Source organism: Ascidiaceihabitans sp., from assembly GCF_039986515.1.
GTDB lineage: Bacteria > Pseudomonadota > Alphaproteobacteria > Rhodobacterales > Rhodobacteraceae > Ascidiaceihabitans.
Genome location: NZ_JBDWQO010000019.1, coordinates 87,771 through 109,078 on the forward strand (window position 1 = coordinate 87,771; position 21,308 = coordinate 109,078).

The window sequence follows — 21,308 nt, forward strand, 5'->3', positions numbered from 1 at the left end:
TTGCTTTCTGTGACACAGACGGCGAGGGTGCAGGTCGTTACTCTTGAAGTGTTACATGCTTGCTCAACAACGCATCAAGACTGCCGTCGCGATGCATTTCGGCGAGGGCCGCGTTAAAATCCGCAACGATACCTGCAGCCCCCGGGAAATCCCGACGCACCGCCATATGAATGTTATGAGACGCCAAAATATGCGGTAGAATATCAACTTTGTCCGTGATGTCTGTTTCAGACTCCCGGATCGCAAATGACAGCACCTCTTCGCTGTCCAATGTTAAATCTGCCCGCTCAAATGCTACCATTTGCACGGCTTGTCGGGTTGTTGTGACAACTATCTTGTTCAGGTCTTCGGAGCGATCGAATTCGGGTTCATACAAAAAACCATCCCCGACGGCGATAGAATAGGGCAACAAAGCCTTCAGCGACGTCACATCATGCGTCTGGCCCTTGGCCTGCATAAACTTCACGCGCGTTTCATAGAACGGATCACTGTACAGCATGAATTTGGCAATTTCTTCATCGTAAAACAGGCTTCCGACCACATCATAGGTCCCGTCCCGCGCCCCTTTCATAATTCGGGCCCACGGGACGACATCAGAGCGCACATCGTGGCCCGCCCGTTCCAAAACCGTGGATATAACATCAAGGGACATGCCCTTACCCGGCAGATTGGCCCCGGAAAAGGGCGCCCACTCATCTGCAACGACCAGCAGTTCAGACGCCGACACGGAACCAGCCCCAACTACAAAGCATGCGGCAAACACAGCTTTCTTCAAAATTTTCATAATTAATCCTGCGTCGCACACTGTTGGCAATGACCAAAGCCTAGCACGTTAAGTGCGATCCGCATACATTTAGTCAGGTGCAGCCGCCAGCAGGGTCTCGATCTGTGCGATCAGCTGGTGTGGCGCAAATGGTTTGGCCATTGCCACGTCAGCACCCAGTCCCTTAGCCGAGACCAAAAGATACTGCATGCCTTCATTGTGCACCGATCCTGAAATCGCGATGATCGGAATATATCGGCGCTGCGTTTCCTTGATGCTTCTGATGTTGGAGATCAGCGAATACCCCCCATCGGCCACCAGCACCCCGTCTTTTCGGATAATGATATCGGCGATCACCAGATCAAAACGTTCCGACTTGAAGGCAGCCAATGCAGAACTTGCGTCAACACAGGCTTTGGTTTCATGGCCGTGTTCCGCCAATGAGGCGCAGATCAGATTGGAAAAAACCCAATTGTCTTCAAGAACCAATATACGAGCCATCAGGCATCCCGTTGCTTTTAAAGTTTACCCTACAATCCAATAAAACGCCTTGCCCATGTTTGGATGTAGGGCGTGACAACTATGAACGTCACTGCGCGCAGATGTGGCCCAACTTCGCAAAACCACCGACCTCTCGCAACCCAATTGTGTGTGCCCCGTTTCCTCCGGCAGCGCGGGGTGCTACACCCGCGATCATGGCAGATGAAGCACCAGACCCCACCCGCGTTCCCGGCGCACCGCACCCGCGCGAAACACAGCTGTTGATCGGTCAAGAACAGGCCGAAGCCGCGTTTCTGGACGCATTTACATCAGGCAGGTTGCACCATGCGTGGATGTTGACCGGTCCTCGCGGGGTTGGCAAAGCTACTCTGGCGTGGAAAATGGCGCAGTTTTTGTTGGCCACCCCTGATCCTGCTGGCGATGACGACATGTTTGGTGGTCCGCCCGCGCCCACATCGCTAGATATTTCACCGGATCACCCTGTGGCCCACCGCATTGCGGCCGGTGCCGAACCTGGATTGGTGTCTGTCACCCGTACTCCGAACGAAAAAACTGGACGCATGCGCGACAAAATCGGTGTTGATGATATTCGCAAGCTGGCGGGATTTTTCCAAATGTCGTCTGCCGATGGCGGACGCCGTGTTGTCATTGTGGACGCGGCGGACGACATGAACGTCCAAGCCGCAAACGCATTGCTGAAAATGCTGGAAGAGCCACCGGAACGCGCAACCTTGATTTTGATCACGCATCAACCGTCTGGATTGTTGCCCACCATCCGCTCTAGATGCCGGACGTTGCGCCTGAACACCCTGAACGGGCCACAAATGGAACAGGCGATGCAAAATGCTGGCGTTGATCCCGGCCCTGGCGGGTCCGCGTTGTCGGAATTGTCTGGTGGCTCGGTCGGGGAAGCTTTGCGCCTTTCGCTTTTGGGTGGGTTAGAAATTTACAACGAAATCATCGGATTGTTGGGCACCTTGCCTCAAATGGACCGGGCGCGCACCCTGCGTCTGGCCGAAGCCGCAGCCCAACGAGGCGCCGAAGAAAAGTTAGATCTTTTGTTCACCCTTTTGGAAATCGCCTTGTCGCGACTGGCACGCACCGGAGCCACCGGCGCGCCCCCCCAAACCGAAGCAGCACGCGGTGAAGCCGAAGTTTTATCGCGGCTGTCCGGATCTGCGCATCAAGGTCGCGCTTGGGCTGACATCAGCCACTCTGCGTTGGCACGTGCACGCCATGGTCGGGCCGTGAACCTTGACCCCGCTGCTTTGGTTCTAGATACGATGTTCAAGATACAAAGCACTGCATAGGCCACGCCTGAATGAGCACCCCCCAAATTACAGACAGTCATTGCCATCTCGATTTCCCCGACTTTGAAGGGCAATTGCCGCAAATCATAACGGATGCCGCCGCCGCAGGTGTCACCCGCATGGTGACGATCTGCACAAAATTGCGTCTTGAACCGCAGGTGCGCGCCATTGCCGAGGCCCACGCGCCTGTCTTCTACGCCGCAGGCACCCACCCGATGAGCGCGGCCTCGGAACCCTTGGTGACCGTGGATGAACTGGTTTCGTTGGCACAGCACCCCAAGTTTGTGGGCATCGGCGAAACCGGGTTGGATTATCACTACACCGCCGACAGCGCGGACATCCAACAACAGTCTTTGCGCGTCCACATCGAAGCGGCCCGCGAAACCGGGCTGCCACTTATCATCCACGCGCGCGCCGCCGATGACGATATGGCCCAAATTCTGGCGCAAGAACACGCAAAAGGCCCCTACGGCTGTGTGATGCATTGCTTTTCATCGTCCAAAGAACTGGCGATGGCTGCCCTTGATTTGGGGTTCTATTTGTCCATGTCCGGCATTGCGACATTTCCCAAAAGCCAAGAGGTGCGCGATATATTCGCAGCCGCGCCTGTCGATCGCATTCTTGTGGAAACCGACGCGCCTTACCTTGCGCCACCACCGTTTCGGGGCAAACGCAACGAACCCGCCTACACAGCGCACACGGCACGGGTCGGTGCCGAAGTCTTCGGTATGGACTATGCGGATTTCGCGGCTCAAACCCAAAAGAACTTCAATACGCTGTTCACGAAGGCGGCTTTGTAATGGCAACTCTCAAGATCACCATACTGGGGTGCGGGTCCTCGGGGGGTGTTCCGCGCCTTGGGGGAAATTGGGGGGATTGCGACCCCGCAAACCCGAAAAACCACCGTCAACGATGTTCTATCCTTGTTGAACGCACGGCAAACGGCGCGACCACCACTGTGCTGATCGACACGTCGCCCGACATGCGCACCCAGCTTTTGAACGCAGGCACCAGCCGTATTGATGCGGTGCTATACACACACAGCCATGCCGATCACGTTCACGGCCTAGACGATTTGCGTATGATCGCCATCAACATGCGTGCGCGGCTCAAGGTCTGGGCTGATGCCCCCACAAAAGAGGCGCTGCTGGAACGGTTCGGCTACGCCTTTATCACACCGGAAGGGTCGCCTTATCCGCCCATTTTGGACATGTACGACATCACCGGCGACGTGGTTATCGATGGGCCGGGGGGACAGATCACATTCACCCCCTTCTCGGTGAAACACGGATCCATCGACAGCCTCGGGTTCCGCATCGGCGACATCGCCTATTTGCCAGATGTCGAGACAATCCCGCAGGATCAATGGCACCATGTGGAAAATCTGGACTGCTGGATTGTGGACGCTTTGCGCCGCGCACCACATCCAAGCCATTCGCATCTGGCGCAAACACTGGACTGGATCGCCAAAGCCCAACCAAAACACGCGGTGCTGACCAACATGCACAACGATCTTGATTATGCGACGGTCGCCGCCGAAACGCCTGAACACATCGACCCCGCATACGACGGTATGACCCTGACATTCGACATCCCGTAGTTCATCTCGCCAAATAAACCTCCGCCGGAGGCATCCCACGCCCGCCCAAACGAAACGGCCGCTGTCATGCAAGTGCTTCTCGAAGTCATTCTGCCCGTCTTTCTGGTCATCGCCATGGGCTATGTCGCAGTGTGGAAAAACATTTTCCCCGCATCGGGCGTCGACGGGTTGATGAAGTTCACCCAAGGCTTTGCTATTCCTTGCCTGTTGTTTCAGGCCATCGCAAAAATCGACCTGCAAAGCTCGTTTCAACCGGGGTTGCTGATCAGCTTTTACAGTGGCGCCGCCATCTGTTTTGCCCTTGGAATGGCGGGGGCACGGGTCTTTTTTAAACGCGACTGGGAAGATTGCGTGGTGATCGGATTTTGTTGCCTCTTTTCAAATTCGCTCCTGATGGGGCTTCCGATCACAGAACGGGCTTACGGCACCGACGCACTGACCGGAAACTATGCCATCATCGCCATGCATGCGCCTTTTTGCTACGGGCTTGGGATCACCGTGATGGAGATCACACGCAATCGAGGTGCGGGGATCATGCGCACAGCCCGCGCCGTGGGGCGGGCCATGTTCCACAACGCTTTGGTGATCGCGATTGGTGCAGGGTTCGTGGTGAACTTGCTAGATTTCAGCATCCCTTCCGTCGCTGACGATGCGCTCAGTTTGGTGGTGCGTGCGGCTTTGCCAACGGCGTTGTTTTCGCTGGGGGGCGTGTTGCTTCAATACAAACCCGAAGGCGACAAACTGGCGATTGCCATGGTCTGCGTCATTGCGCTGTGCATTCATCCCGCATTGGTGTTTGGCTTCGGGACTGCTTTGGACGTGCCGCAAGATCTCTTTAAATCGGGCGTATTGACCGCGGCAATGGCCCCGGGCGTCAATGCCTATATCTTCGCCAATATGTACGGGCGTGCGAAACGTGTGGTGGCGTCCAGCGTGTTGATCGCCACGCTGGCATCCGTTCTAAGCATCTGGTTGTGGTTGACGGTTCTGGGCTAGACGTGACCGATACTCCAATTCGGCGTTCAGTCCCCCCCCCAACAACACCAGCCACGCACTGATATACAACCACATCAACATCGCAATAACCGCACCGATAGACCCGTATACCTCGTTGTAGGCCCCGAAATTGGACAAGTAGTACGAAAACCCAGCAGAGGCCGCAGCCCAGCAGAAGGTAGATACAACAGCCCCGGGGGTGACCCAGCGATTCATTTTGTGCACACGGTTCGGCCCAAACCGGTAAATCAGCGAAAACCCCGCCAACAAAACGCCCAATGCGATGATCCAGCGCGCCGCTTCAATGCCCCATGCCGTCAAAGGACCCAATGGGACAAACTGCAAGGCAATGGGCGCAAAAACCACACATGCGATGGCGATCACGGCCACAACGACAAGTGCGACCGTCAGCGTCAGTGCACGCGTGTAATGGGCCAGCCCATCACGATTGGGCACATTGTAGATTGCATTCAGGCCCCGCATCAAAGCGGCCACACCGGCGCGCGCGGACCAAATCGCCAACGCCAACGACACGCCGGACGCCCACCCCAATGTCAGCCCGTCTGCCTGCGCCAAGGCATTCAACTGCTGATCCAGCAGTGCATAGACATCTGCGGGCAGCATGGCTTGAAATTCAGCCATCTCCAGCGCCACCGCTCCGGGATCCCCAATCACCCCCCAAAGAGCAATGACCGTAGCCAGCCCCGGAAACACAGCCAAAATCCCATAAAAAGCCACACCGGCCGCAATCAGTCCTAGATTGCGTTCGTCCATAATACGAAAAACCCGGTTCAGCGCCGTCCAGCTTGCTTTTAATCGGTGCATTCCAGTGCCTCACTTATGTCTGTGACCGCGCGGCCTACCCTTGTTCCGCCAACCATTTCATAATGGCAGGGCGCACCGACATCTCACCGCGGTGGCGCGCATCCATGATCACCTTACGCACCTCTTCCAGGTTTGACCGCCGCAAAAGGCTTTTCACCGGACCAATAGATGCAGGGCGCATGGACAAGCTGCGCAACCCAATGGCGGCAAGACACAAAGCTTCGACAGGGCGCCCCGCATCCTCGCCACAAAAAGACAAAGGCGTGCCGGTGTCTGTGCAACGTTCCACGATCTGTTCCAGAAAGCTCAGGAAGCTGACGTTCAGGGAATCATACCGCTTGCGCACCCGTTCGTTTTCACGGTCAGCGGCAAAGAAAAACTGCTTTAAGTCGTTGCCCCCAATGGACAAAAACCCAACATCTTCAAAGAATTGCCTTGGTGCGAATCCCAAAGACGGGGTCTCAAGCATAGCCCCCACTTCGATATCGTCAGGAATGACATGGCCCAGGCGCGTCTCGCGGGCGATGGCCTTATCCAAGGCTGCCCGGGCTTGGCGGTATTCTTCGTATTGCGCAACAAAGGGAAACATCAACGTCAAAGGACGCCCTTGCGCCGCGCGGATCAACGCCTGCAGCTGCATTTGCATCACACCGGGCTTATCAAGGCCCACACGAATTGCCCGCCACCCCAAAGCCGGGTTGGGTTCGTCCGTGGGCTTCATGTAAGGCAACACTTTGTCTGAGCCGATGTCCAGCGTGCGAAACACAACGCGCTTGCCCTGAGCTGCATCCAGAACCCGCGTGTAAAGCGCGCTTAACTCGGACCGTCGCGGCATCTGATTGCGCACCAAAAACTGCAATTCGGTGCGAAACAGACCTACGCCCTCGGCGCCGGAGCTTTCCAACGACGGCAAATCCGCCATCAGGCCGGCGTTCATGTGCAATTCAACAGTTTGCCCACATTCTGTCAGCGCAGGCTTGTCCTGAATAGAGGCGTAACGTTTCAACGCTTCGGTCTGCATCGCCATTTTGTCGCGGAATGCCGTCACGACAGTATCGTCGGGGCGCAAATGTACGATGCCCTGTTCGCCGTCCACCATCACATGGTCGCCATTCAGCGCCTCATTGGTGACGCGCGCAGTCTGCACGATCAAGGGAATGGCCAACGCACGGGCGACGATGGCCGCATGCGATCCCACAGAGCCACCTTCAAGGATAATTCCCTTCAAGTTGCGCCCGTATTCCAACAATTCAGCCGGACCAATATTGCGTGCAACAAGGATCGGGTCAGTTGGCATTTCTGCGCCTGTATCGGCCCCCTGCCCTGTCAGAATGCGCAGCATCCGGTTGGACAGGTCATCAAGATCGCTTAGACGTTCGCGCAGGTAATTGTCCGCCACGCTTTCCATCCGCGCACGCGCAATAGATTGTTCTTTTTCAACGGCTGCCTCGGCACTCAGACCGTTGCTGATGGCCTCTTGCATGCGCCGCATCCAGCCCTTGGAATTGGCAAACATCCGATACGCTTCAAGGACTTGGCGTTGTTCGGCATCGCGCGACATCTGCAGCATTTTATCGACGCCCACGCGAACCTCTTCCACGGCTTCTTCCAGCCGCTCAAATTCTCGGTGGGGATCGTCGGCGATGGGATTTGATACAACCACACGCGGCTCATGAAGCCAGATGTGCCCTTCCGCCACGCCTTCCTGCGCCACGGTGCCGCGCAACATCGAGGGTTGGGAATGACGCGCCGACATCGCGGCACCTTCGCCAACAAACGCGCCAAGTTCCGTCATCTCTGCCAGAACCATTGCGACAACTTCCAATGCGTAAACCGCATCGGTCGAAAACTCGCGGGCCTCTTTGGACTGCACCACCAAAACACCCATGGATTCGCCAAGACGCTGGATCGGCACCCCCAGAAACGATGAAAACACCTCTTCTCCGGTTTCCGGCATAAAACGGAAGCCTTTGGCATTGGGGGCGTCAGCGGTGTTGATCACATGACGGCGCTTGGCCACACGGCCGACAAGGCCTTCGCCCATCTTCATGCGGGTTTGGTGCACCGCCTCTGCGTTCAGGCCTTCGGTCGCGCAAAGTTCAAGGGTGTCTTCGTCGCGAAACAGATAGATGGAACACACTTCAGTGCGAATACTGTCAGCAATCAGATGGGTAATTTTGTCCAAACGGGCTTGGCCTGGGTCATCCCCGGCCATCACATCGCGCAAGCGGCCAAGCAGCTTGCGGCTTTCGGTTTCAAAACGCTCGGCCATACTGGCGCGGCTCCCCCTGATATACCTTCGTGATTAGATCACGAATGCAACGGAAACAAAACGCGTTAAAGACAAACTTAGGGTTATGCGGCTTTGTCCAATTCAAAGGCATCATGCAAAGCTTGAACCGCAAGCTCCATGTATTTGCGATCTATCAAAACGCTGATCTTGATTTCGGATGTGGTGATCACCTTGATGTTGATGCCCTCGGCAGACAGCACTTGGAACATCTTCGCGGCCACACCAGTGTGGGACCGCATGCCAATGCCAACCACAGAGACTTTGGCGACATCAACATCAGCAATAAGTTCCGCGAAGTTGATGGTACCAGCACCTTTGGCCTCGTCCATCGCGGCCTCGGCGCGTTTCACCTGATCGGTGGGGCAGCTAAAGGTCATATCGGTGCGACCTTCCTCGGATATGTTCTGAACGATCATATCGACGTTAACGCCTGCATCTGACAATGCCGTGAAAATCAAAGCGGCGATACCGGGACGATCTGCCACCGACACCAAGGTCATTTTTGCCTCATCGCGGCTAAACGCGATCCCTGCCACAACATTGCTTTCCATGATTTCCTCCTCATCGCAGACCAGCGTTCCAGCTTCGTCCAATTGTTCTTCAAAGCTGCTGAGTACACGCAGCTTCACCTTATACCGCATCGCCAGTTCAACAGAACGGGTTTGCAAAACCTTTGCGCCCAAAGACGCAAGTTCCAACATCTCTTCAAAAGCGATGCGGTCCAGTTTGCGGGCTTTGCTCTCGACGCGGGGGTCTGTGGTGTAGACACCATCGACGTCTGTATAAATGTCACACCGTTCGGCCTCAAAAGCCGCGGCAAAGGCCACAGCTGTGGTGTCCGATCCGCCCCGACCCAATGTGGTGATGCGTCCCTCAGGCGAGACACCCTGAAAGCCTGCGACCACGGCAACCTTCATACCGGCACCAAAGCTGGCCATGATATTGTCGGACGGGATGGCTTCAATGCGGGCGGACGCATGGGCAGAGGTGGTTTGCACAGGCACTTGCCAGCCCTGCCAGGACCGCGCTGGCACTTGCATTTCTTGCAAGGTCAGCGCCATCAAACCTGCAGTGACATTTTCACCGGATGATACAACCGCATCATATTCGCGTGCATCATACATCGGCGAGGTTTCATTGACCCAGCCAACCAGTTCATTGGTTTTGCCGGACATGGCCGATACGATGACAATAACGTCGTACCCTTTGGACACTTCAACGCCCACGCGCTTAGCCGCGCGGCGAATTCGGTCCAACGTGGCGACGGATGTGCCACCAAATTTCATCACAAGAACAGGCATAGATCCCCCGCGTCGCTTTCCGCACAGGGCTTTACGCACAGATGGGCGAAATCGCAAGGCAGACCGAAGCTATCTTGACCAAAAACACGCGCAGATAACGGACAAAAGCGCAAATGCCGCAGGGGTTTGCAAAACATCACGCGCAGGCGCATGCCTGCACAATGGCTTTACGACGCGGTTGTGGGCCTCATGGATTTCGGAGCTAATAGGCGTGGGCGCGGCCGTCCCAGGTCTCAAAGCACCCTGTTGTGGCCATGCCCAGCGCATCAAACCGCAAGGCAAGGCCCTGCACAGAGGCATCAACCGTAATATCGCCTTCTGCCCCACCCATGTCAGTTTGAACCCAACCGGGATGATAGATGCCGACGGCAATACCTTCAGAGGCCAAATCAGTTGATAGATTGCGCCCCAAGTTCAACACCGCAGCTTTAGACGCGCGGTAGATATAGGACCCACCGGGGGCACGTGTGTGGGATGCCATCTGCGACGAAATGATCGCGATCTTGGGCGCATCCGCCAAACGCAGCATCGGCAACATATGCTGCACACTTAGAAAGACACCGGTGACGTTGGCCGCAAAGCTTGCGGCCCACATATCTGCACTGTACCCGCCGTCCAGTGTCTCTGTTTTGTCCAGATAAACACCTGCATTGCACACCAGCATATCAATCGGTTCGCCAGCCAAAGCATCTGCCATAGCCACGTGATCCGATGGGCGGGTGACATCCAGTTGCACATCAGACGCAACAGACCGGCCTGTTCCCGTCACTTTATGTCCCGCATCCGCATAAAGCGCCGCCAGTCCTGCACCAATTCCACGGGATGCCCCGGTTATCACAACATGCATCTGGTCTTCCAATTCTGTCAGGTTTTTTGTTTGAACGCTCAGTTCGCTTTTGCTTTGGGCATAAACGGCAATGGTACAACCGGCACACCGTCCTCGATCAACGCTTTGGCTTCCTCGGCGTTGGCAGACCCGTAAATGGACCGCTCTGGCGCATCACCAAGATGCATTTCGCGGGCTTCTTTTGTGAAATTCGCCCCCACATAGTCAGAGTTTTCCTCGACATGTTGGCGCATCTTGGCCAGCGCCGCTTCTGCCTCGGACTGTGGCGCATTCAATGCAAGGCTCGTGCCGGGGTCCTTGGGCTGGCCCTGCGTGTCTGCGCTTGCGGCAGAGCGGGCCGGACGCACACGCGGCGCCATTATGGCTTTTGAAACTGCGCTGCTGCCACATTGCTCACACCCGATGTGCCCCGCCCCCGCCAGCTTGTCAAAAGCGACCGCGGACTGGAACCAGCTTTCGAAGGCATGGCCGTTGTCGCATTTCAAAGTGTATTTTATCATGGCGGTGGTGTTGTCCTGTATCTATCCACCAGACATAAGCCAGCCAAAGCCAAAGACCAAGCGTACCGTTGAAAAACCCGATCCAAGCAGATCACCCCACCGGTGCAAAATCGCGGATGATGCGCGCAAGTTCAGGTTCAGCCACCATTTTGGCCGCGCGCTTGCGACTGACCCATTTGCGTTTGCGCTGTCCCGCTTCAGGGTAGGTTTTGGTGTGTTTTTTGACGCGCAGCGGATAGACCACTGCAAGGCACGGCAAATCGCCCAGGCCGTCTTTCATCTTTTTGTAGGAATACAGGCCCAAGGGGGTCTGCCCGACCTTTCCTTCGACACCAGCTTCTTCCCAAGCTTCTTGAGCTGCCGCTTGCGCCGGCGTTTTTCCGTTCATGGGCCAGCCTTTTGGAATAATCCAACGCTTGGACCGCCGCGATGTAATCACCATGATCTGCACTTTGCCGTTCACAATCCGGTAACACAAAGCTGCAAACTGCGTCCGCATTTCGCCTTTGGTGCTTTTGTCCACCGATATTGGCAGCTGTTTGATCATGGGTACAGACATCGCAAGTCATCATTCTTTACAGGTCTAAGGGTGATTTACGCCCATCATCAGGGGCGCACGGCGTGAGGTTTCGTGCCGCAAAATAGAGTAAATGCCAATGGCTTGCCAGTGCATGGTTAAAATAATGTTATTTTCCAGACAGTTGAGGCAACACACAACACAGAAGGCCTTGCAGCTTTCGTAGGGCTCATGAATAGTCTGCGCCATGACATGGCCCTTTAAAACCAAAGGCTTGCCCGCAGGATCAAGGGCGGGCGGTTTATGCGCAATCTGGCTTGTGCTTGCCAATGCAGCATCAATTGCGCAGGCCGAGACACTTGTGTTTGCGGCGGCCTCTTTGCGGGATGTTCTGCAAGACGTGGCACAATTAAGCGACACCAAAGTGACAGTCTCAGCCGCCGGATCAGGCACAATCGCGCGGCAGGTGGCGCAAGGGGCGCCCGCCGACGTGATTGTTCTGGCCCATGACCAGTGGATGGATTGGCTTGAAACCGAAGGTGTTGTGGACCCGTCGCATAGGCACATCGTTGCACGAAACTCACTTGTGGTCATCGGCCCCGCGGAAAGTGCCGCACTGCAAGCCCCAAACGATATGCGCGACCGTCTGGGCCCTGATCGGCTGGCAATGGGGCAACGCGATGCTGTGCCTGCGGGGCTTTACGCAAAGGCTTGGCTTCAACGGGAAGGGCTGTGGGATAAAACGAAAAACCAACTGGCGGAAACTGACAGTGTGCGCGGTGCTTTGGCTTTTGTCGCACGCGGCGAAGCGCCCCTTGGCATCGTCTACGCCACCGACGCCCAAGCCGACATAAACGTGAGCGTGGTGTATGACATCCCCGTGCAGGATCATCCCCCCATCACCTATCCTGGCGCAGCACTGACACCCGCCGGCGCTGAATTTTTAACCCTTTTAAAAAGCGAACCCGCACAACTTGTCTTTGAACAGCACGGGTTCAAAAGCCCATGATGACCCTGGACGCCGCCAGTTGGGACGCTTTGGGGCTGTCGCTGTTGGTGGCAAGTACTGCCACGTTGTGTGCCTTGCCGCTGGCCCTTTGGGTGGCGTGGCTTTTGGCGCGGGGCACCTTCAAAGGCAAAGCGCTGCTGAATGCGATTGTACATCTGCCGCTGGTGCTGCCCCCTGTGGTGACGGGTTATATCCTGCTGATTGTATTTGGTCGAAATGGTCCCGTCGGGCATCTGCTGGACAGCGTGTTAGGTATAACACTTGCGTTCAAATGGACGGGTGCCGTTTTGGCTGCGGTCATCATGGGCTTTCCTTTGATGGTGCGTGCCATGCGCCTTGCCATTGAAGCAGTAGACCCGAAGCTGGAGGTCGCCGCGCGCACTTTGGGTGCCCCCCCTTTGGCCGTCTTTTCAACCGTGACCTTACCCCTGATCTTACCCGGTGTTCTGGCGGGGGCCGTCATGGGGTTTGCCAAGGCTTTGGGCGAATTCGGCGCCACGATTACATTTGTGGCCAATATTCCGGGGCAAACACAGACACTGCCCTCTGCGATCTACGCGTTTTTGCAAGTTCCGGGCGGCGAAGACCGCGCGATCGCCTTGGTTTTATGGGCTTGTCTGATTGCATTTGCTGCTGTGGCGCTTTCCGAATGGCTGGCCCACAAAGTGGCCCAGCGCATACAGGGGCAAACACAGGCATGAGGCACACATGACCCTGCGCATAGACATCACACACAGCCTCGGCGGTTTCACCTTGGACACCTGCTTTGAGGCCGGCCCGGGTGTGACAGCGATTTTCGGCCGTTCTGGCGCGGGAAAAACAACGCTTATCAATGCGGTTGCGGGGGTTATTGCACCGGACAGCGGGCGGATTACATTTGGCAGCGATACGCTGTTTGATGTGCGCACAAACGTCCCCCCCCACAAACGTCAAATGGGGTATGTCTTTCAAGACGCACGGCTTTTTCCCCATATGAGCGTTGCGAAGAACCTTGACTATGCCGTGCGCTTTGCTGCGCAAAGGCCACAAGGGGCACAGCGCAATGACGTGATCGAATTGTTGGGTCTTGGACCTTTGCTGTCTCGTGCCCCGCATGATCTGTCAGGCGGCGAAAAGCAGCGCGTTGCATTGGGACGGGCTTTGCTGAGCCGTCCCCGCGCTTTGCTCATGGACGAACCCCTTGCTGCTTTGGACGCTGCGCGCAAAGATGCGATCCTGCCATATCTGGAGCGGCTGAAATCCACAGCGCCTGCCCTGCCCATTCTGTATGTTAGCCATGCATTGGATGAGGTGGCCCGCCTTGCCGACAACATTGTAGTGTTGTCGCAAGGCAAAGTGGCCGCACAGGGGCCCATTTTCGATGTGCTGTCAGACCCGAACGCGGTCCCCCTGCTGGGCGTGCGCCAAGCGGGCGCTGTTGTGTGTGCAACAGTCGTGGATCATGGAACAGAGGGCTTAAGCACATTGCGCACAAGCGCAGGCACGATGACGCTGCCCGGTGTACAGGCCGCGATCGGCAGCACCGTCAGGTTGCGGATACTGGCCCAAGACGTCATTTTATCGCCCCGCAAGCCGGAAGGTCTTTCAACAGCCAACGTCCTGCCTGTGACAGTGACCACCATCAAAACGGGGATCGGACCGGGGGCCGCTGTTGGCCTGCTGGCGGGCACCGACAGGTTGTTGGCCCGTATCCCTGCCCCTGCGATCAAAGATCTGAACATCAAACCCGGCACATCCTGTTACGCTTTGATCAATGCAACATCTGTGGCCCCAAGCTCGATCGGGCGCTAAATCACGCCGACACCGCATTTGACGTTAGGCCCGTTTCACAGGCAGCGCTTGCATTCTGGCCCGCAGTTTCTCGACCAGCTCCTCGTGCGTGCAGTCCGCTTCAATGGCCAGTTTGCGCAACCCAAAGTGCACATGGGCAATGTCGGTGTAGTAACTGGTATAGGCGTAGTTGGTCGCGGCGCCTGCAACAGCCCCCAAAACCGGAACCGCCTGCGCGGCCAGTTTTTGCCCCAAAACGACAGCCAAACGTGGGGCCACGCGCGAGATCACGGCCTGAACGGCTGCTCCCGACAGGGCCGCACGGGCAGACAAAAACGCCAAATCCGCGCTATCGTCATGTTCTAACGGTCCCGCGGCCGCAAAGACCTGCACACAGTCAAAGCGCACGCTATCAGCGGCCGGATCAAAGCCATGTTCCGCCGCCACGCCTTCAATGACGCGCAACAGTAAGGTTGTGGTGACAGGCAGTTCCGCAAGCGCTGTGGGAAGACCGCCAAAACCACCCGCAGCCCCCATTGCGGTGCTTACGGCCGAATTCAGCCAGCCCGGCTGGTCGGCAACCACCCCCCTTGACGTATGGGCCACCTTCATGGCCTGCCCCAGAGCCGTAACAGTGGCGTCCTGCAATCCATCGCGTACTTTGGCTGGCAGCTTTGACAAAAGCCCCCCCGCCTGTGCGCCCAACATGTTCAACAGATCAATGCCGACGCCGCCTGCGCCTTTGTAACGTGTCGCCAAAGCGTCCAATGCGGCCTCGACATCAACCGCTTGTTCTGACGCGGGCAGCAAGATCAAATCGTTCATAAATGGCGCTCCTTTCCCTATAAGATTGGGGGGCTTGCACCATTTTTCAATGTGTAAAGCGGCGCACGGCACCGATCACACCGTCCCAAGCACCTGAACGCAGCGCCCGCCCCAACACCCGCGCGGGGTTTGTCGGCGGCGGCATAACGACCCCTTCAAGGCGCTCAAATCCGAAGCGTTTGTAATAGGGCGCATCCCCGACAAGCATCACACGGTCCCATGCCGCGGCTTCCGGCACGTTCAGGCTGGCCTCAATCAATTGCCCCCCCAATCCTTCACCTTGGCGGGTCGGGTGAACCGCGACAGGTCCCAGCAGCAGGCTTGGCACATCGCCGACACGTACCGGCCAAAACCGGATCGCGCCCGCCAAAATGCCATCACTGTCGCGTGCCACCATGCTAAGGCCTGATACCGCTGGCACATCATCGCGCAAACGGTACGATGACAAGGCCTCGCGGCCCGGCGCAAAACACAGATCATATAGCGCCTCGACCTCCCACCAATCATCTATCGTTTCAGGACAAAGGGCATACATTGGTGCGAGTTCAATTGTTGTTACGTTGAGGGAACGGTCTGGCATCCGCCCTAGCATGGCGTTACCCCTTTGCCAAACCATCAAACTCAAGGCGCATGCAATGTTCTATGAACCCAAAAATGGCCACCCCTTGCCACACAACCCATTCAACGCAATTGTCACACCCCGCCCCATCGGCTGGATATCGACCCGCGACCCGCAGGGACGCAACAATTTGGCCCCCTATTCCTTCTTCAACGCAGTCGCTTATGTGCCGCCGCAAGTGATGTTTGCCTCAACAGGCGTGAAAGAAGACCAAGACAACACAAAAGACAGCGTCGCCAACATCCGGGACACCGGTGTGTTTTGCGTGAACATTGTAGAAAGCGCTGCGCGCGACGCCATGAACACGACCTCGGCCGCGTTTGACAAAGCGGAGGACGAATTTGCGAAAGCGGGCCTTACACCTGTTGATTGTGAAACCATCAATTGTGCGCGGATCAACGGCGTGCCTGCATCACTGGAATGTCGGATGACCCAGATCGTGCAAATCGAAGGCGCGTCCAATTTCGTGGTGTTTGGTGAAGTGACCGGTGTGCATATGCGCGATGACACCATTGTGGACGGGCGATTCGATGTGACGACATTCCAACCGTTGTCGCGCCTTGGGTATCGGGACTATGCAGTTGTCGACACCATCTTTGAACTGAACCGCCCAGACGACTAGGCTGGTGATCTTTGCGCAAAGGCTTGGGGCGTTGTGCGCCCCGGTCTTTGACAGTTTTGACGATGTGTTGGCTTTTTTCGTGAAATGCCTGCTATAAAAGATGGCATATCCCCAAAGAAAGAAATCCAATGGCGCGTCCCAAGCCCCCCCTGACGGGGGCATGTCTGTGTGGTGCGGTCCAAGTCACCGTAACAGCACCCCCTTTGTTGACCCTTGCCTGCCACTGCGGCGGCTGCAAAAAACTAGCCGCCAGCGCATTTTCCTTAACCACAATGGTCCCAAAAGACGGGTTTGCCTGCACAGGCGACGTGATCAAAGGCGGGCTTCAGCAAGGCGGTCGTCACCACTATTTTTGCAAATCATGCCTCAACTTTGTGTTCTCTGAAATCGAAGGGGCCGAGTTCCGTGTCAATTTGCGTACATCAGTTTTAGATGATGCGGCATCGTTCCCGCCATTTGTCGAAGTGATGGTGGATCAGAAATTGTCATGGGTCGATGTGCAGGCCCAGCACAGCTTTGATGCGCTCCCGGAATCCCTTGAGGTTCTGCAAATCCTCATGGACGCATATTCCAAACAATAGTGCCACAAACAGGATCAGCCGCCCCCGAAAGGACGGCTTTCACCCAATGTCACCGTTTACTTATTGCAGTGCTGCAACCCCCAAAGGTACGCCAAACTTCAAGCACCAGATGTAGACTTCGTTGAAATCATCGACGTTCACGGATGCTGGTACCTTGTAGACCTGTTTGCCGTTCAAATTTTCCAGTTTCCCCAGGTCCGTCGCGGCCACAAAGGCCCCGTCTTTGCCAAAGCCCACGCGCGGGTCAGGCGCACCGTCCAAGCTGAAATCATCGCCCAATACGACCAAGGCGCTGCCATCGTCTTGTTTGATCACTTGCACAACGCCGGTTGTGATGTGTTCGCTGGCCCCTGTGAAGGTGCCCGAAGCTGCAACAGTTTCTGCAACGGCGGATGTTGTCAGGCTGGTGAATGCTGTGGCGCTCAGAGACAGGGCAAGTGCTGCGGAAAGAATAAGTTTCATGATTTGGTCCTTCGCGATGTGCCCGTACCGCTGCCGATCAGCGCTTGGGGCATTGGGTTGTTTGTGTTCCGTAAAGCTTAGATAGGATAAGGAACTAAATAGTTCCAAACACGTTTTCGTGAATTATTGACCGATTAGTTCCCAACACTATATTGCCAAGGAAAGGAGACCTGACTTTATGGCCAGACCCAGAGAGTTCGACATTGAAGACGCCCTTGAAAAAGCAATGAATGTCTTTTGGGAACGCGGATATGAGGAAGCATCAATGCCCGACCTGCTGGACGGCATGGGCTTGTCCCGTGGCAGCTTGTACAAAGCATTCACCGACAAAAAGACGCTGTTTCTGAAATCTTTGGAAAACTACGATCAACACATCGTTTGTGATGCAGCAGCCAGCCTAAGTGCCCCCCCCACAAGCACAGGGCCAAACGGATGGGACCGTATCATTGGTCTGTTTGAAAATGTCGCAGACGCGTGGGACGCAGGTGACAGACGCGGATGTCTGTTGTGCTCTGCGGCTGTAGGCCCTGCGTCTTATGACGCGGAAATTGCGGATGCAGTATCGCAAGGATTGATGAAATTGCGCCATGCCTTTGCGGCAGCCCTTGGGGAACACGGCGAAAAACATGCTGATATGCTGGTCATGCAATACATCGGATTGCGCGTTCTTTGCCGGTCACATGTGGCCCCGAACGTTGTCCACAACGGCGTAAAATCGTTGTACGTGTTGCGCGATCTGTAGGTCTCAGTCGCGTCGTTTCAGCACAATCCATGTCCAACGCACACCGGCTGACCGATTTTTCGACTGTGCCGACGCCGTACCCTGTTCATGCGCACACTCGAAACCATGGTGATCAGCCTGCGACTTTAGGTGGTCCAAATCGATGTCGAACACCGGACGATCTGGATGCCCCGAACCATGCCGCAAAGACAAAACAACGATCCCCCGTGGCGCCAACAGCGCATACAAACGCGGCAAGCTGGCCTGCCTTTGCATTTCCGACAGGTGCTGCCATACCCCCAAAACCATGATGCAATCGAAGGAACCTGTCACAGCATTTAAATGCGGCAGACGATCTTCTATCCATGTCACACATGGGTGCCCGCGGTTCTGGCACGACAACGCTGGCACAGGATCAACGGCATGAACGAGATACCCCTGCTGCGCAAACCAAACTGCGTCACGACCAGAACCTGCCCCCACATCCAGAACACGGGCAGGCGACGCAGGAAGCAGGTCTTGGACAGGGGCCAGCAGTGTTCTGGAACACACCGCATCATACGCCTTGCGGAGCTTTGGGGCTGCCGCTTCGTACCCTGCAATAACATCACACATGCGCCGCGCCCCCTTGGATGTCTTTGGTGATTTCGAACCTCACCCTCATACCACTCGAACTTTTGCCAACATACCCATAGCTTGACCACTATGGCAGCCAACGAATTACACATCCGCGTCCAGGCAGACCCCGTAGCCTAATGGTTTATCATCGGCTGCCTTACGTTTTTTGGCATTATGTGCATGGCCAGTTTTGTAAACCGGATAAATTACGCAGGCGCAGACGAATATTTCATGGGCACGATGGGCATCTTTTGCCTGTGGGCTGCGGTCCGTTCCTATGGCTACTTCACGCATCCAAACCTCAGCGTGACAAAAAACAGCTTAACATATCGCCCGTTCCGGTCGCCCAAACGTCATCTTGCGTTTCATGGGATAGATCACTTCGTGTATCGCTGCGAAGACATCGAACCGCGCAGCTATCTTTTTCGGCGCAACCGCACACCGACGGGCCGTCTTTTGACAATCCACAGGCCTACGGCCTGTCCAATGTCAGGCAAACCCACCACCATCAATCTACCCAGTTTTCAAAATCATCAAATTCAGGCGGTCCTGTCAGCCATCAACTTCAACAGCACCCGCGAAATCAGACACGCGTGATGTCTTCCCCCGCCCCCTTTGCTCTGGCATACTAGGGATCAACCAATAAAAAATCCGAGCACACCCATGTCCGATGATCTGCTAAAGCCCAACACAAAAAGCGCCGATGACTACGACGCCTCCTCGATTCAGGTGCTTGAGGATATGGAGCACGTCCGCCTGCGCCCCGGCATGTATATCGGCGGCAAAGACGACCGTGCACTGCACCACATGGTGGCGGAAATCGTCGACAACTCCATGGACGAAGCGGTCGCAGGCCACGCCACCTGGATCGAGGTCGAGTTGCATGAAAACGGCCATGTGTCGGTGCGCGACAACGGGCGGGGCATCCCCACAGGACCGCACCCCAAGGACCCGTCCAAAACCGCGCTGGAGATCATCTTTTGTACGCTCAACGCAGGCGGCAAGTTCAGCGGCGACAGCTATGAAACCTCAGGCGGCCTGCACGGCGTTGGGTCATCCGTCGTCAACGCGCTCTCTGACCATTTGCGGGTCGAAGTCGCCCGCAACAAAGAACTGTTTGCGATGGAATTTTCCCGTGGCGTTCCCCAAGGCAAACTGGAAAAAATCGGCGCGGCCCCCAACCGGCGCGGCACGGCCGTCACCTTCCATCCTGACGCGGACATTTTCGGCGCACTGAAACTGAAACCCGCCCGCCTGTTCAAAATGGCACGGTCCAAAGCCTACCTGTTTTCAGGCGTCGAAATCCGCTGGAAAACGGGCATCGATGATGGCGAGACACCCAAAGAGGCGAAATTCCACTTCCCCGGCGGCCTCGCTGATTACCTTTCGGAAACCTTCCAAGGGGCCACGACCTACTCGGAAACCCCTTTCGCTGGTTCCGTGTCGTTCGAAAAATTCAAAGTGCCCGGCAAAGTCGAATGGGCCATCAACTGGACACCGGCCCGCGACGGCTTCATCCAAAGCTACTGCAACACGGTCCCAACCCCCGAAGGCGGCACACACGAGGCAGGCTTTTGGGCCGCGATCCTCAAAGGCATCAAAGCCTACGGCGAATTGGTGAACAACAAAAAAGCCAGCACAATCACACGTGAAGACCTGATCACAGGGGCGGGCGCCTTGGTGTCCTGCTTCATCCGCGAACCGGAATTCGTTGGCCAAACCAAAGACCGGTTGGCGACGGTCGAAGCCCAACGCATGGTCGAAAACTCTGTGCGCGACCACTTCGACAACTGGTTGGCGGCAGACACAAAATCCGCAGGGGCTATTTTGGATTTCTTGGTGCTACGCGCCGAAGAGCGTCTGCGCCGCCGCCAAGAAAAAGAAACAGCGCGCAAAACGGCCACGAAGAAACTGCGCCTGCCCGGCAAGCTGACAGATTGTTCCTCCAAAGACCGCGAAGGCACAGAGCTGTTCATCGTGGAAGGCGATTCTGCGGGTGGCTCTGGCAAAGGCGCGCGCAACCGCAAAACCCAAGCGTTGTTGCCGCTCAAAGGTAAAATCCTGAACGTTCTGGGCGCGGCATCTTCAAAACTTGGCTCCAACGCCGAAATCTCGGACCTGTGCGAAAGCCTTGGCTGCGGCATGGGCACGAAATTCAACCTCGACGATTTGCGCTACGAAAAAATCATCATCATGACCGACGCTGACGTCGACGGCGCCCATATCGCGGCCCTTTTGATGACCTTCTTCTTCACCCAAATGCGGCCCATGATCGACGCGGGCCATTTGTACCTTGCTTGCCCCCCTTTGTACCGTCTCACGCAGGGCGCCAACCGCGTCTATGTGACCAGCGACGCCGAAAAAGACGAAGTCATGGCCAAAGGCCTCGGCGGCAAAGGCAAAATCGACCTACAGCGGTTCAAAGGCTTGGGCGAGATGGACGCGAAAGACCTGAAAGAAACGACGATGGACCCTGCAACGCGGAAACTGATCCGCGTTACGATTGACGAGGACGAACCAGGTGAGACCGGAGACCTGGTCGAGCGTTTGATGGGGAAGAAGCCAGAGCTGCGGTATGAGTATATTCAGGAGAACGCACGGTTTGTGGAGGAGTTGGATGTTTGAGGT

At 56.2% G+C, this 21,308-nt stretch carries 24 protein-coding genes; 12 read left to right on the forward strand and 12 right to left on the reverse strand.

Annotated features, from left to right (window positions below; all coding sequences use genetic code 11):
• Nucleotides 1–37: 37 nt before the first annotated feature.
• Together ABJL60_RS19290 and ABJL60_RS19295 are read right to left on the reverse strand one after the other, a co-directional pair.
• Nucleotides 38–784 (reverse strand): transporter substrate-binding domain-containing protein, encoded by a 747-nt coding sequence (locus tag ABJL60_RS19290; RefSeq protein ID WP_348374026.1) that lies wholly within the window; start codon nt 782–784, stop codon nt 38–40.
• A 69-nt stretch (nt 785–853) separates the two neighbouring features.
• Nucleotides 854–1,264, reverse strand: coding sequence for a response regulator (locus ABJL60_RS19295; RefSeq protein WP_348287710.1), 411 nt, complete (start codon nt 1,262–1,264; stop codon nt 854–856).
• A 194-nt stretch (nt 1,265–1,458) separates the two neighbouring features.
• On the opposite strand from ABJL60_RS19295, the gene ABJL60_RS19300 reads away from it, so the two are divergent.
• The 4 genes from ABJL60_RS19300 (at nt 1,459) to ABJL60_RS19315 (ending at nt 5,170) form a co-directional block, all read left to right on the forward strand.
• Nucleotides 1,459–2,574, forward strand: a complete 1,116-nt coding sequence (locus ABJL60_RS19300) for a DNA polymerase III subunit delta' (protein WP_348374027.1) — start codon at nt 1,459–1,461, stop codon at nt 2,572–2,574.
• Between the two features lie 11 nt (nt 2,575–2,585).
• Complete coding sequence (locus tag ABJL60_RS19305; RefSeq protein WP_348374028.1) at nt 2,586–3,374, forward strand: TatD family hydrolase; 789 nt, start codon at nt 2,586–2,588, stop codon at nt 3,372–3,374.
• Nucleotides 3,374–4,174, forward strand: a complete 801-nt coding sequence (locus ABJL60_RS19310; RefSeq protein WP_348374029.1) for an MBL fold metallo-hydrolase — start codon at nt 3,374–3,376, stop codon at nt 4,172–4,174. Before ABJL60_RS19305 ends, ABJL60_RS19310 begins: the two co-directional genes overlap by 1 nt.
• 66 nt (nt 4,175–4,240) lie before the next feature.
• Nucleotides 4,241–5,170 (forward strand): AEC family transporter, encoded by a 930-nt coding sequence (locus ABJL60_RS19315; RefSeq protein WP_348374030.1) that lies wholly within the window; start codon nt 4,241–4,243, stop codon nt 5,168–5,170.
• Here ABJL60_RS19315 and ABJL60_RS19320 read toward each other — a convergent pair.
• The 6 genes from ABJL60_RS19320 to ABJL60_RS19345 form a co-directional block, all read right to left on the reverse strand.
• Complete coding sequence (locus tag ABJL60_RS19320) at nt 5,135–5,995, reverse strand: YihY/virulence factor BrkB family protein (RefSeq protein WP_348374031.1); 861 nt, start codon at nt 5,993–5,995, stop codon at nt 5,135–5,137. The genes ABJL60_RS19315 and ABJL60_RS19320 overlap by 36 nt on opposite strands.
• Before the next feature lie 34 nt (nt 5,996–6,029).
• Nucleotides 6,030–8,267, reverse strand: a complete 2,238-nt coding sequence (gene ptsP / locus ABJL60_RS19325) for a phosphoenolpyruvate--protein phosphotransferase (RefSeq protein WP_348287721.1) — start codon at nt 8,265–8,267, stop codon at nt 6,030–6,032.
• A gap of 83 nt (nt 8,268–8,350) precedes the next feature.
• Nucleotides 8,351–9,589 carry an aspartate kinase gene (locus ABJL60_RS19330; protein ID WP_348287723.1) on the reverse strand — a complete coding sequence of 413 codons (1,239 nt, stop codon included), beginning with the start codon at nt 9,587–9,589 and terminating at the stop codon, nt 8,351–8,353.
• 202 nt (nt 9,590–9,791) lie between these two features.
• Nucleotides 9,792–10,436 (reverse strand): SDR family NAD(P)-dependent oxidoreductase, encoded by a 645-nt coding sequence (locus tag ABJL60_RS19335; RefSeq protein WP_348287725.1) that lies wholly within the window; start codon nt 10,434–10,436, stop codon nt 9,792–9,794.
• Between the two features lie 38 nt (nt 10,437–10,474).
• Nucleotides 10,475–10,936, reverse strand: coding sequence for a DUF1178 family protein (locus ABJL60_RS19340; protein WP_348287727.1), 462 nt, complete (start codon nt 10,934–10,936; stop codon nt 10,475–10,477).
• 91 nt (nt 10,937–11,027) lie between these two features.
• Entirely contained in the window at nt 11,028–11,495 is a 468-nt protein-coding gene (locus ABJL60_RS19345; protein WP_348374032.1) for an NUDIX hydrolase, read from the reverse strand.
• A 205-nt stretch (nt 11,496–11,700) separates the two neighbouring features.
• Here ABJL60_RS19345 and modA point away from each other — a divergent pair, with 205 nt between their 5' ends.
• The 3 genes from modA to modC are packed head-to-tail and all read left to right on the forward strand — an operon-like array spanning nt 11,701 to nt 14,253.
• The gene (modA, locus tag ABJL60_RS19350; RefSeq protein WP_348374033.1) at nt 11,701–12,462 is read left to right on the forward strand and encodes a molybdate ABC transporter substrate-binding protein; all 762 of its coding nucleotides are present in this window, start codon (nt 11,701–11,703) and stop codon (nt 12,460–12,462) included.
• Complete coding sequence (gene modB, locus ABJL60_RS19355; RefSeq protein WP_348374144.1) at nt 12,462–13,163, forward strand: molybdate ABC transporter permease subunit; 702 nt, start codon at nt 12,462–12,464, stop codon at nt 13,161–13,163. The genes modA and modB overlap by 1 nt, the downstream gene beginning before the upstream one ends.
• 7 nt (nt 13,164–13,170) lie before the next feature.
• Complete coding sequence (modC, locus tag ABJL60_RS19360; protein ID WP_348374034.1) at nt 13,171–14,253, forward strand: molybdenum ABC transporter ATP-binding protein; 1,083 nt, start codon at nt 13,171–13,173, stop codon at nt 14,251–14,253.
• A 24-nt stretch (nt 14,254–14,277) separates the two neighbouring features.
• Here the strand turns inward: modC and ABJL60_RS19365 are convergent, their stop codons facing one another.
• Entirely contained in the window at nt 14,278–15,057 is a 780-nt protein-coding gene (locus tag ABJL60_RS19365) for an EcsC family protein (RefSeq protein WP_348374035.1), read from the reverse strand.
• A gap of 46 nt (nt 15,058–15,103) precedes the next feature.
• Entirely contained in the window at nt 15,104–15,592 is a 489-nt protein-coding gene (locus ABJL60_RS19370; RefSeq protein WP_348288147.1) for an N-acetyltransferase, read from the reverse strand.
• A 100-nt stretch (nt 15,593–15,692) separates the two neighbouring features.
• Between ABJL60_RS19370 and ABJL60_RS19375 the strand changes: the two genes are divergently transcribed.
• Nucleotides 15,693–16,298: a flavin reductase family protein gene (locus ABJL60_RS19375; protein ID WP_348374036.1), complete on the forward strand. Its 606-nt coding sequence runs from the start codon at nt 15,693–15,695 to the stop codon at nt 16,296–16,298.
• A 128-nt stretch (nt 16,299–16,426) separates the two neighbouring features.
• Nucleotides 16,427–16,879, forward strand: coding sequence for a GFA family protein (locus tag ABJL60_RS19380; protein ID WP_348374037.1), 453 nt, complete (start codon nt 16,427–16,429; stop codon nt 16,877–16,879).
• A gap of 60 nt (nt 16,880–16,939) precedes the next feature.
• Here ABJL60_RS19380 and ABJL60_RS19385 read toward each other — a convergent pair whose 3' ends face one another.
• The gene (locus ABJL60_RS19385) at nt 16,940–17,341 is read right to left on the reverse strand and encodes a DM13 domain-containing protein (protein ID WP_348288070.1); all 402 of its coding nucleotides are present in this window, start codon (nt 17,339–17,341) and stop codon (nt 16,940–16,942) included.
• A gap of 178 nt (nt 17,342–17,519) precedes the next feature.
• On the opposite strand from ABJL60_RS19385, the gene ABJL60_RS19390 reads away from it, so the two are divergent.
• The gene (locus ABJL60_RS19390) at nt 17,520–18,083 is read left to right on the forward strand and encodes a TetR/AcrR family transcriptional regulator (protein ID WP_348374038.1); all 564 of its coding nucleotides are present in this window, start codon (nt 17,520–17,522) and stop codon (nt 18,081–18,083) included.
• A gap of 3 nt (nt 18,084–18,086) precedes the next feature.
• Here ABJL60_RS19390 and ABJL60_RS19395 read toward each other — a convergent pair whose 3' ends face one another.
• Entirely contained in the window at nt 18,087–18,677 is a 591-nt protein-coding gene (locus ABJL60_RS19395; protein WP_348374039.1) for a class I SAM-dependent methyltransferase, read from the reverse strand.
• A gap of 183 nt (nt 18,678–18,860) precedes the next feature.
• On the opposite strand from ABJL60_RS19395, the gene ABJL60_RS19400 reads away from it, so the two are divergent.
• Complete coding sequence (locus ABJL60_RS19400; RefSeq protein WP_348374040.1) at nt 18,861–19,277, forward strand: hypothetical protein; 417 nt, start codon at nt 18,861–18,863, stop codon at nt 19,275–19,277.
• Nucleotides 19,278–19,343: 66 nt separating this feature from the next.
• On the forward strand, nt 19,344–21,305 hold the full coding sequence (locus ABJL60_RS19405) for a DNA topoisomerase IV subunit B (protein ID WP_348288077.1): 1,962 nt from the start codon (nt 19,344–19,346) through the stop codon (nt 21,303–21,305).
• Nucleotides 21,306–21,308 lie beyond the last annotated feature (3 nt).

Bases quoted from the DNA above. Each gene is read 5' to 3' on its own strand.
- ABJL60_RS19375 (WP_348374036.1), top strand. From the start codon at position 15,693: ATGTTCTATGAACCCAAAAATGGCCACCCCTTGCCACACAACCCATTC.
- ABJL60_RS19335 (WP_348287725.1), bottom strand. From the start codon at position 10,436: ATGCATGTTGTGATAACCGGGGCATCCCGTGGAATTGGTGCAGGACTG.
- ABJL60_RS19320 (WP_348374031.1), bottom strand. From the start codon at position 5,995: ATGCACCGATTAAAAGCAAGCTGGACGGCGCTGAACCGGGTTTTTCGT.
- ABJL60_RS19385 (WP_348288070.1), bottom strand. From the start codon at position 17,341: ATGAAACTTATTCTTTCCGCAGCACTTGCCCTGTCTCTGAGCGCCACA.
- modA (WP_348374033.1), top strand. From the start codon at position 11,701: ATGACATGGCCCTTTAAAACCAAAGGCTTGCCCGCAGGATCAAGGGCG.
- ABJL60_RS19310 (WP_348374029.1), top strand. From the start codon at position 3,374: ATGGCAACTCTCAAGATCACCATACTGGGGTGCGGGTCCTCGGGGGGT.
- ABJL60_RS19390 (WP_348374038.1), top strand. From the start codon at position 17,520: ATGGCCAGACCCAGAGAGTTCGACATTGAAGACGCCCTTGAAAAAGCA.
- ABJL60_RS19340 (WP_348287727.1), bottom strand. From the start codon at position 10,936: ATGATAAAATACACTTTGAAATGCGACAACGGCCATGCCTTCGAAAGC.
- ABJL60_RS19290 (WP_348374026.1), bottom strand. From the start codon at position 784: ATGAAAATTTTGAAGAAAGCTGTGTTTGCCGCATGCTTTGTAGTTGGG.
- ABJL60_RS19380 (WP_348374037.1), top strand. From the start codon at position 16,427: ATGGCGCGTCCCAAGCCCCCCCTGACGGGGGCATGTCTGTGTGGTGCG.
- ABJL60_RS19345 (WP_348374032.1), bottom strand. From the start codon at position 11,495: ATGTCTGTACCCATGATCAAACAGCTGCCAATATCGGTGGACAAAAGC.
- ABJL60_RS19365 (WP_348374035.1), bottom strand. From the start codon at position 15,057: ATGAACGATTTGATCTTGCTGCCCGCGTCAGAACAAGCGGTTGATGTC.
- ABJL60_RS19400 (WP_348374040.1), top strand. From the start codon at position 18,861: ATGGCCAGTTTTGTAAACCGGATAAATTACGCAGGCGCAGACGAATAT.
- ABJL60_RS19300 (WP_348374027.1), top strand. From the start codon at position 1,459: ATGGCAGATGAAGCACCAGACCCCACCCGCGTTCCCGGCGCACCGCAC.
- ABJL60_RS19315 (WP_348374030.1), top strand. From the start codon at position 4,241: ATGCAAGTGCTTCTCGAAGTCATTCTGCCCGTCTTTCTGGTCATCGCC.
- ABJL60_RS19405 (WP_348288077.1), top strand. From the start codon at position 19,344: ATGTCCGATGATCTGCTAAAGCCCAACACAAAAAGCGCCGATGACTAC.
- ABJL60_RS19330 (WP_348287723.1), bottom strand. From the start codon at position 9,589: ATGCCTGTTCTTGTGATGAAATTTGGTGGCACATCCGTCGCCACGTTG.
- modB (WP_348374144.1), top strand. From the start codon at position 12,462: ATGACCCTGGACGCCGCCAGTTGGGACGCTTTGGGGCTGTCGCTGTTG.
- ABJL60_RS19370 (WP_348288147.1), bottom strand. From the start codon at position 15,592: ATGTATGCCCTTTGTCCTGAAACGATAGATGATTGGTGGGAGGTCGAG.
- modC (WP_348374034.1), top strand. From the start codon at position 13,171: ATGACCCTGCGCATAGACATCACACACAGCCTCGGCGGTTTCACCTTG.
- ptsP (WP_348287721.1), bottom strand. From the start codon at position 8,267: ATGGCCGAGCGTTTTGAAACCGAAAGCCGCAAGCTGCTTGGCCGCTTG.
- ABJL60_RS19305 (WP_348374028.1), top strand. From the start codon at position 2,586: ATGAGCACCCCCCAAATTACAGACAGTCATTGCCATCTCGATTTCCCC.
- ABJL60_RS19295 (WP_348287710.1), bottom strand. From the start codon at position 1,264: ATGGCTCGTATATTGGTTCTTGAAGACAATTGGGTTTTTTCCAATCTG.
- ABJL60_RS19395 (WP_348374039.1), bottom strand. From the start codon at position 18,677: ATGTGTGATGTTATTGCAGGGTACGAAGCGGCAGCCCCAAAGCTCCGC.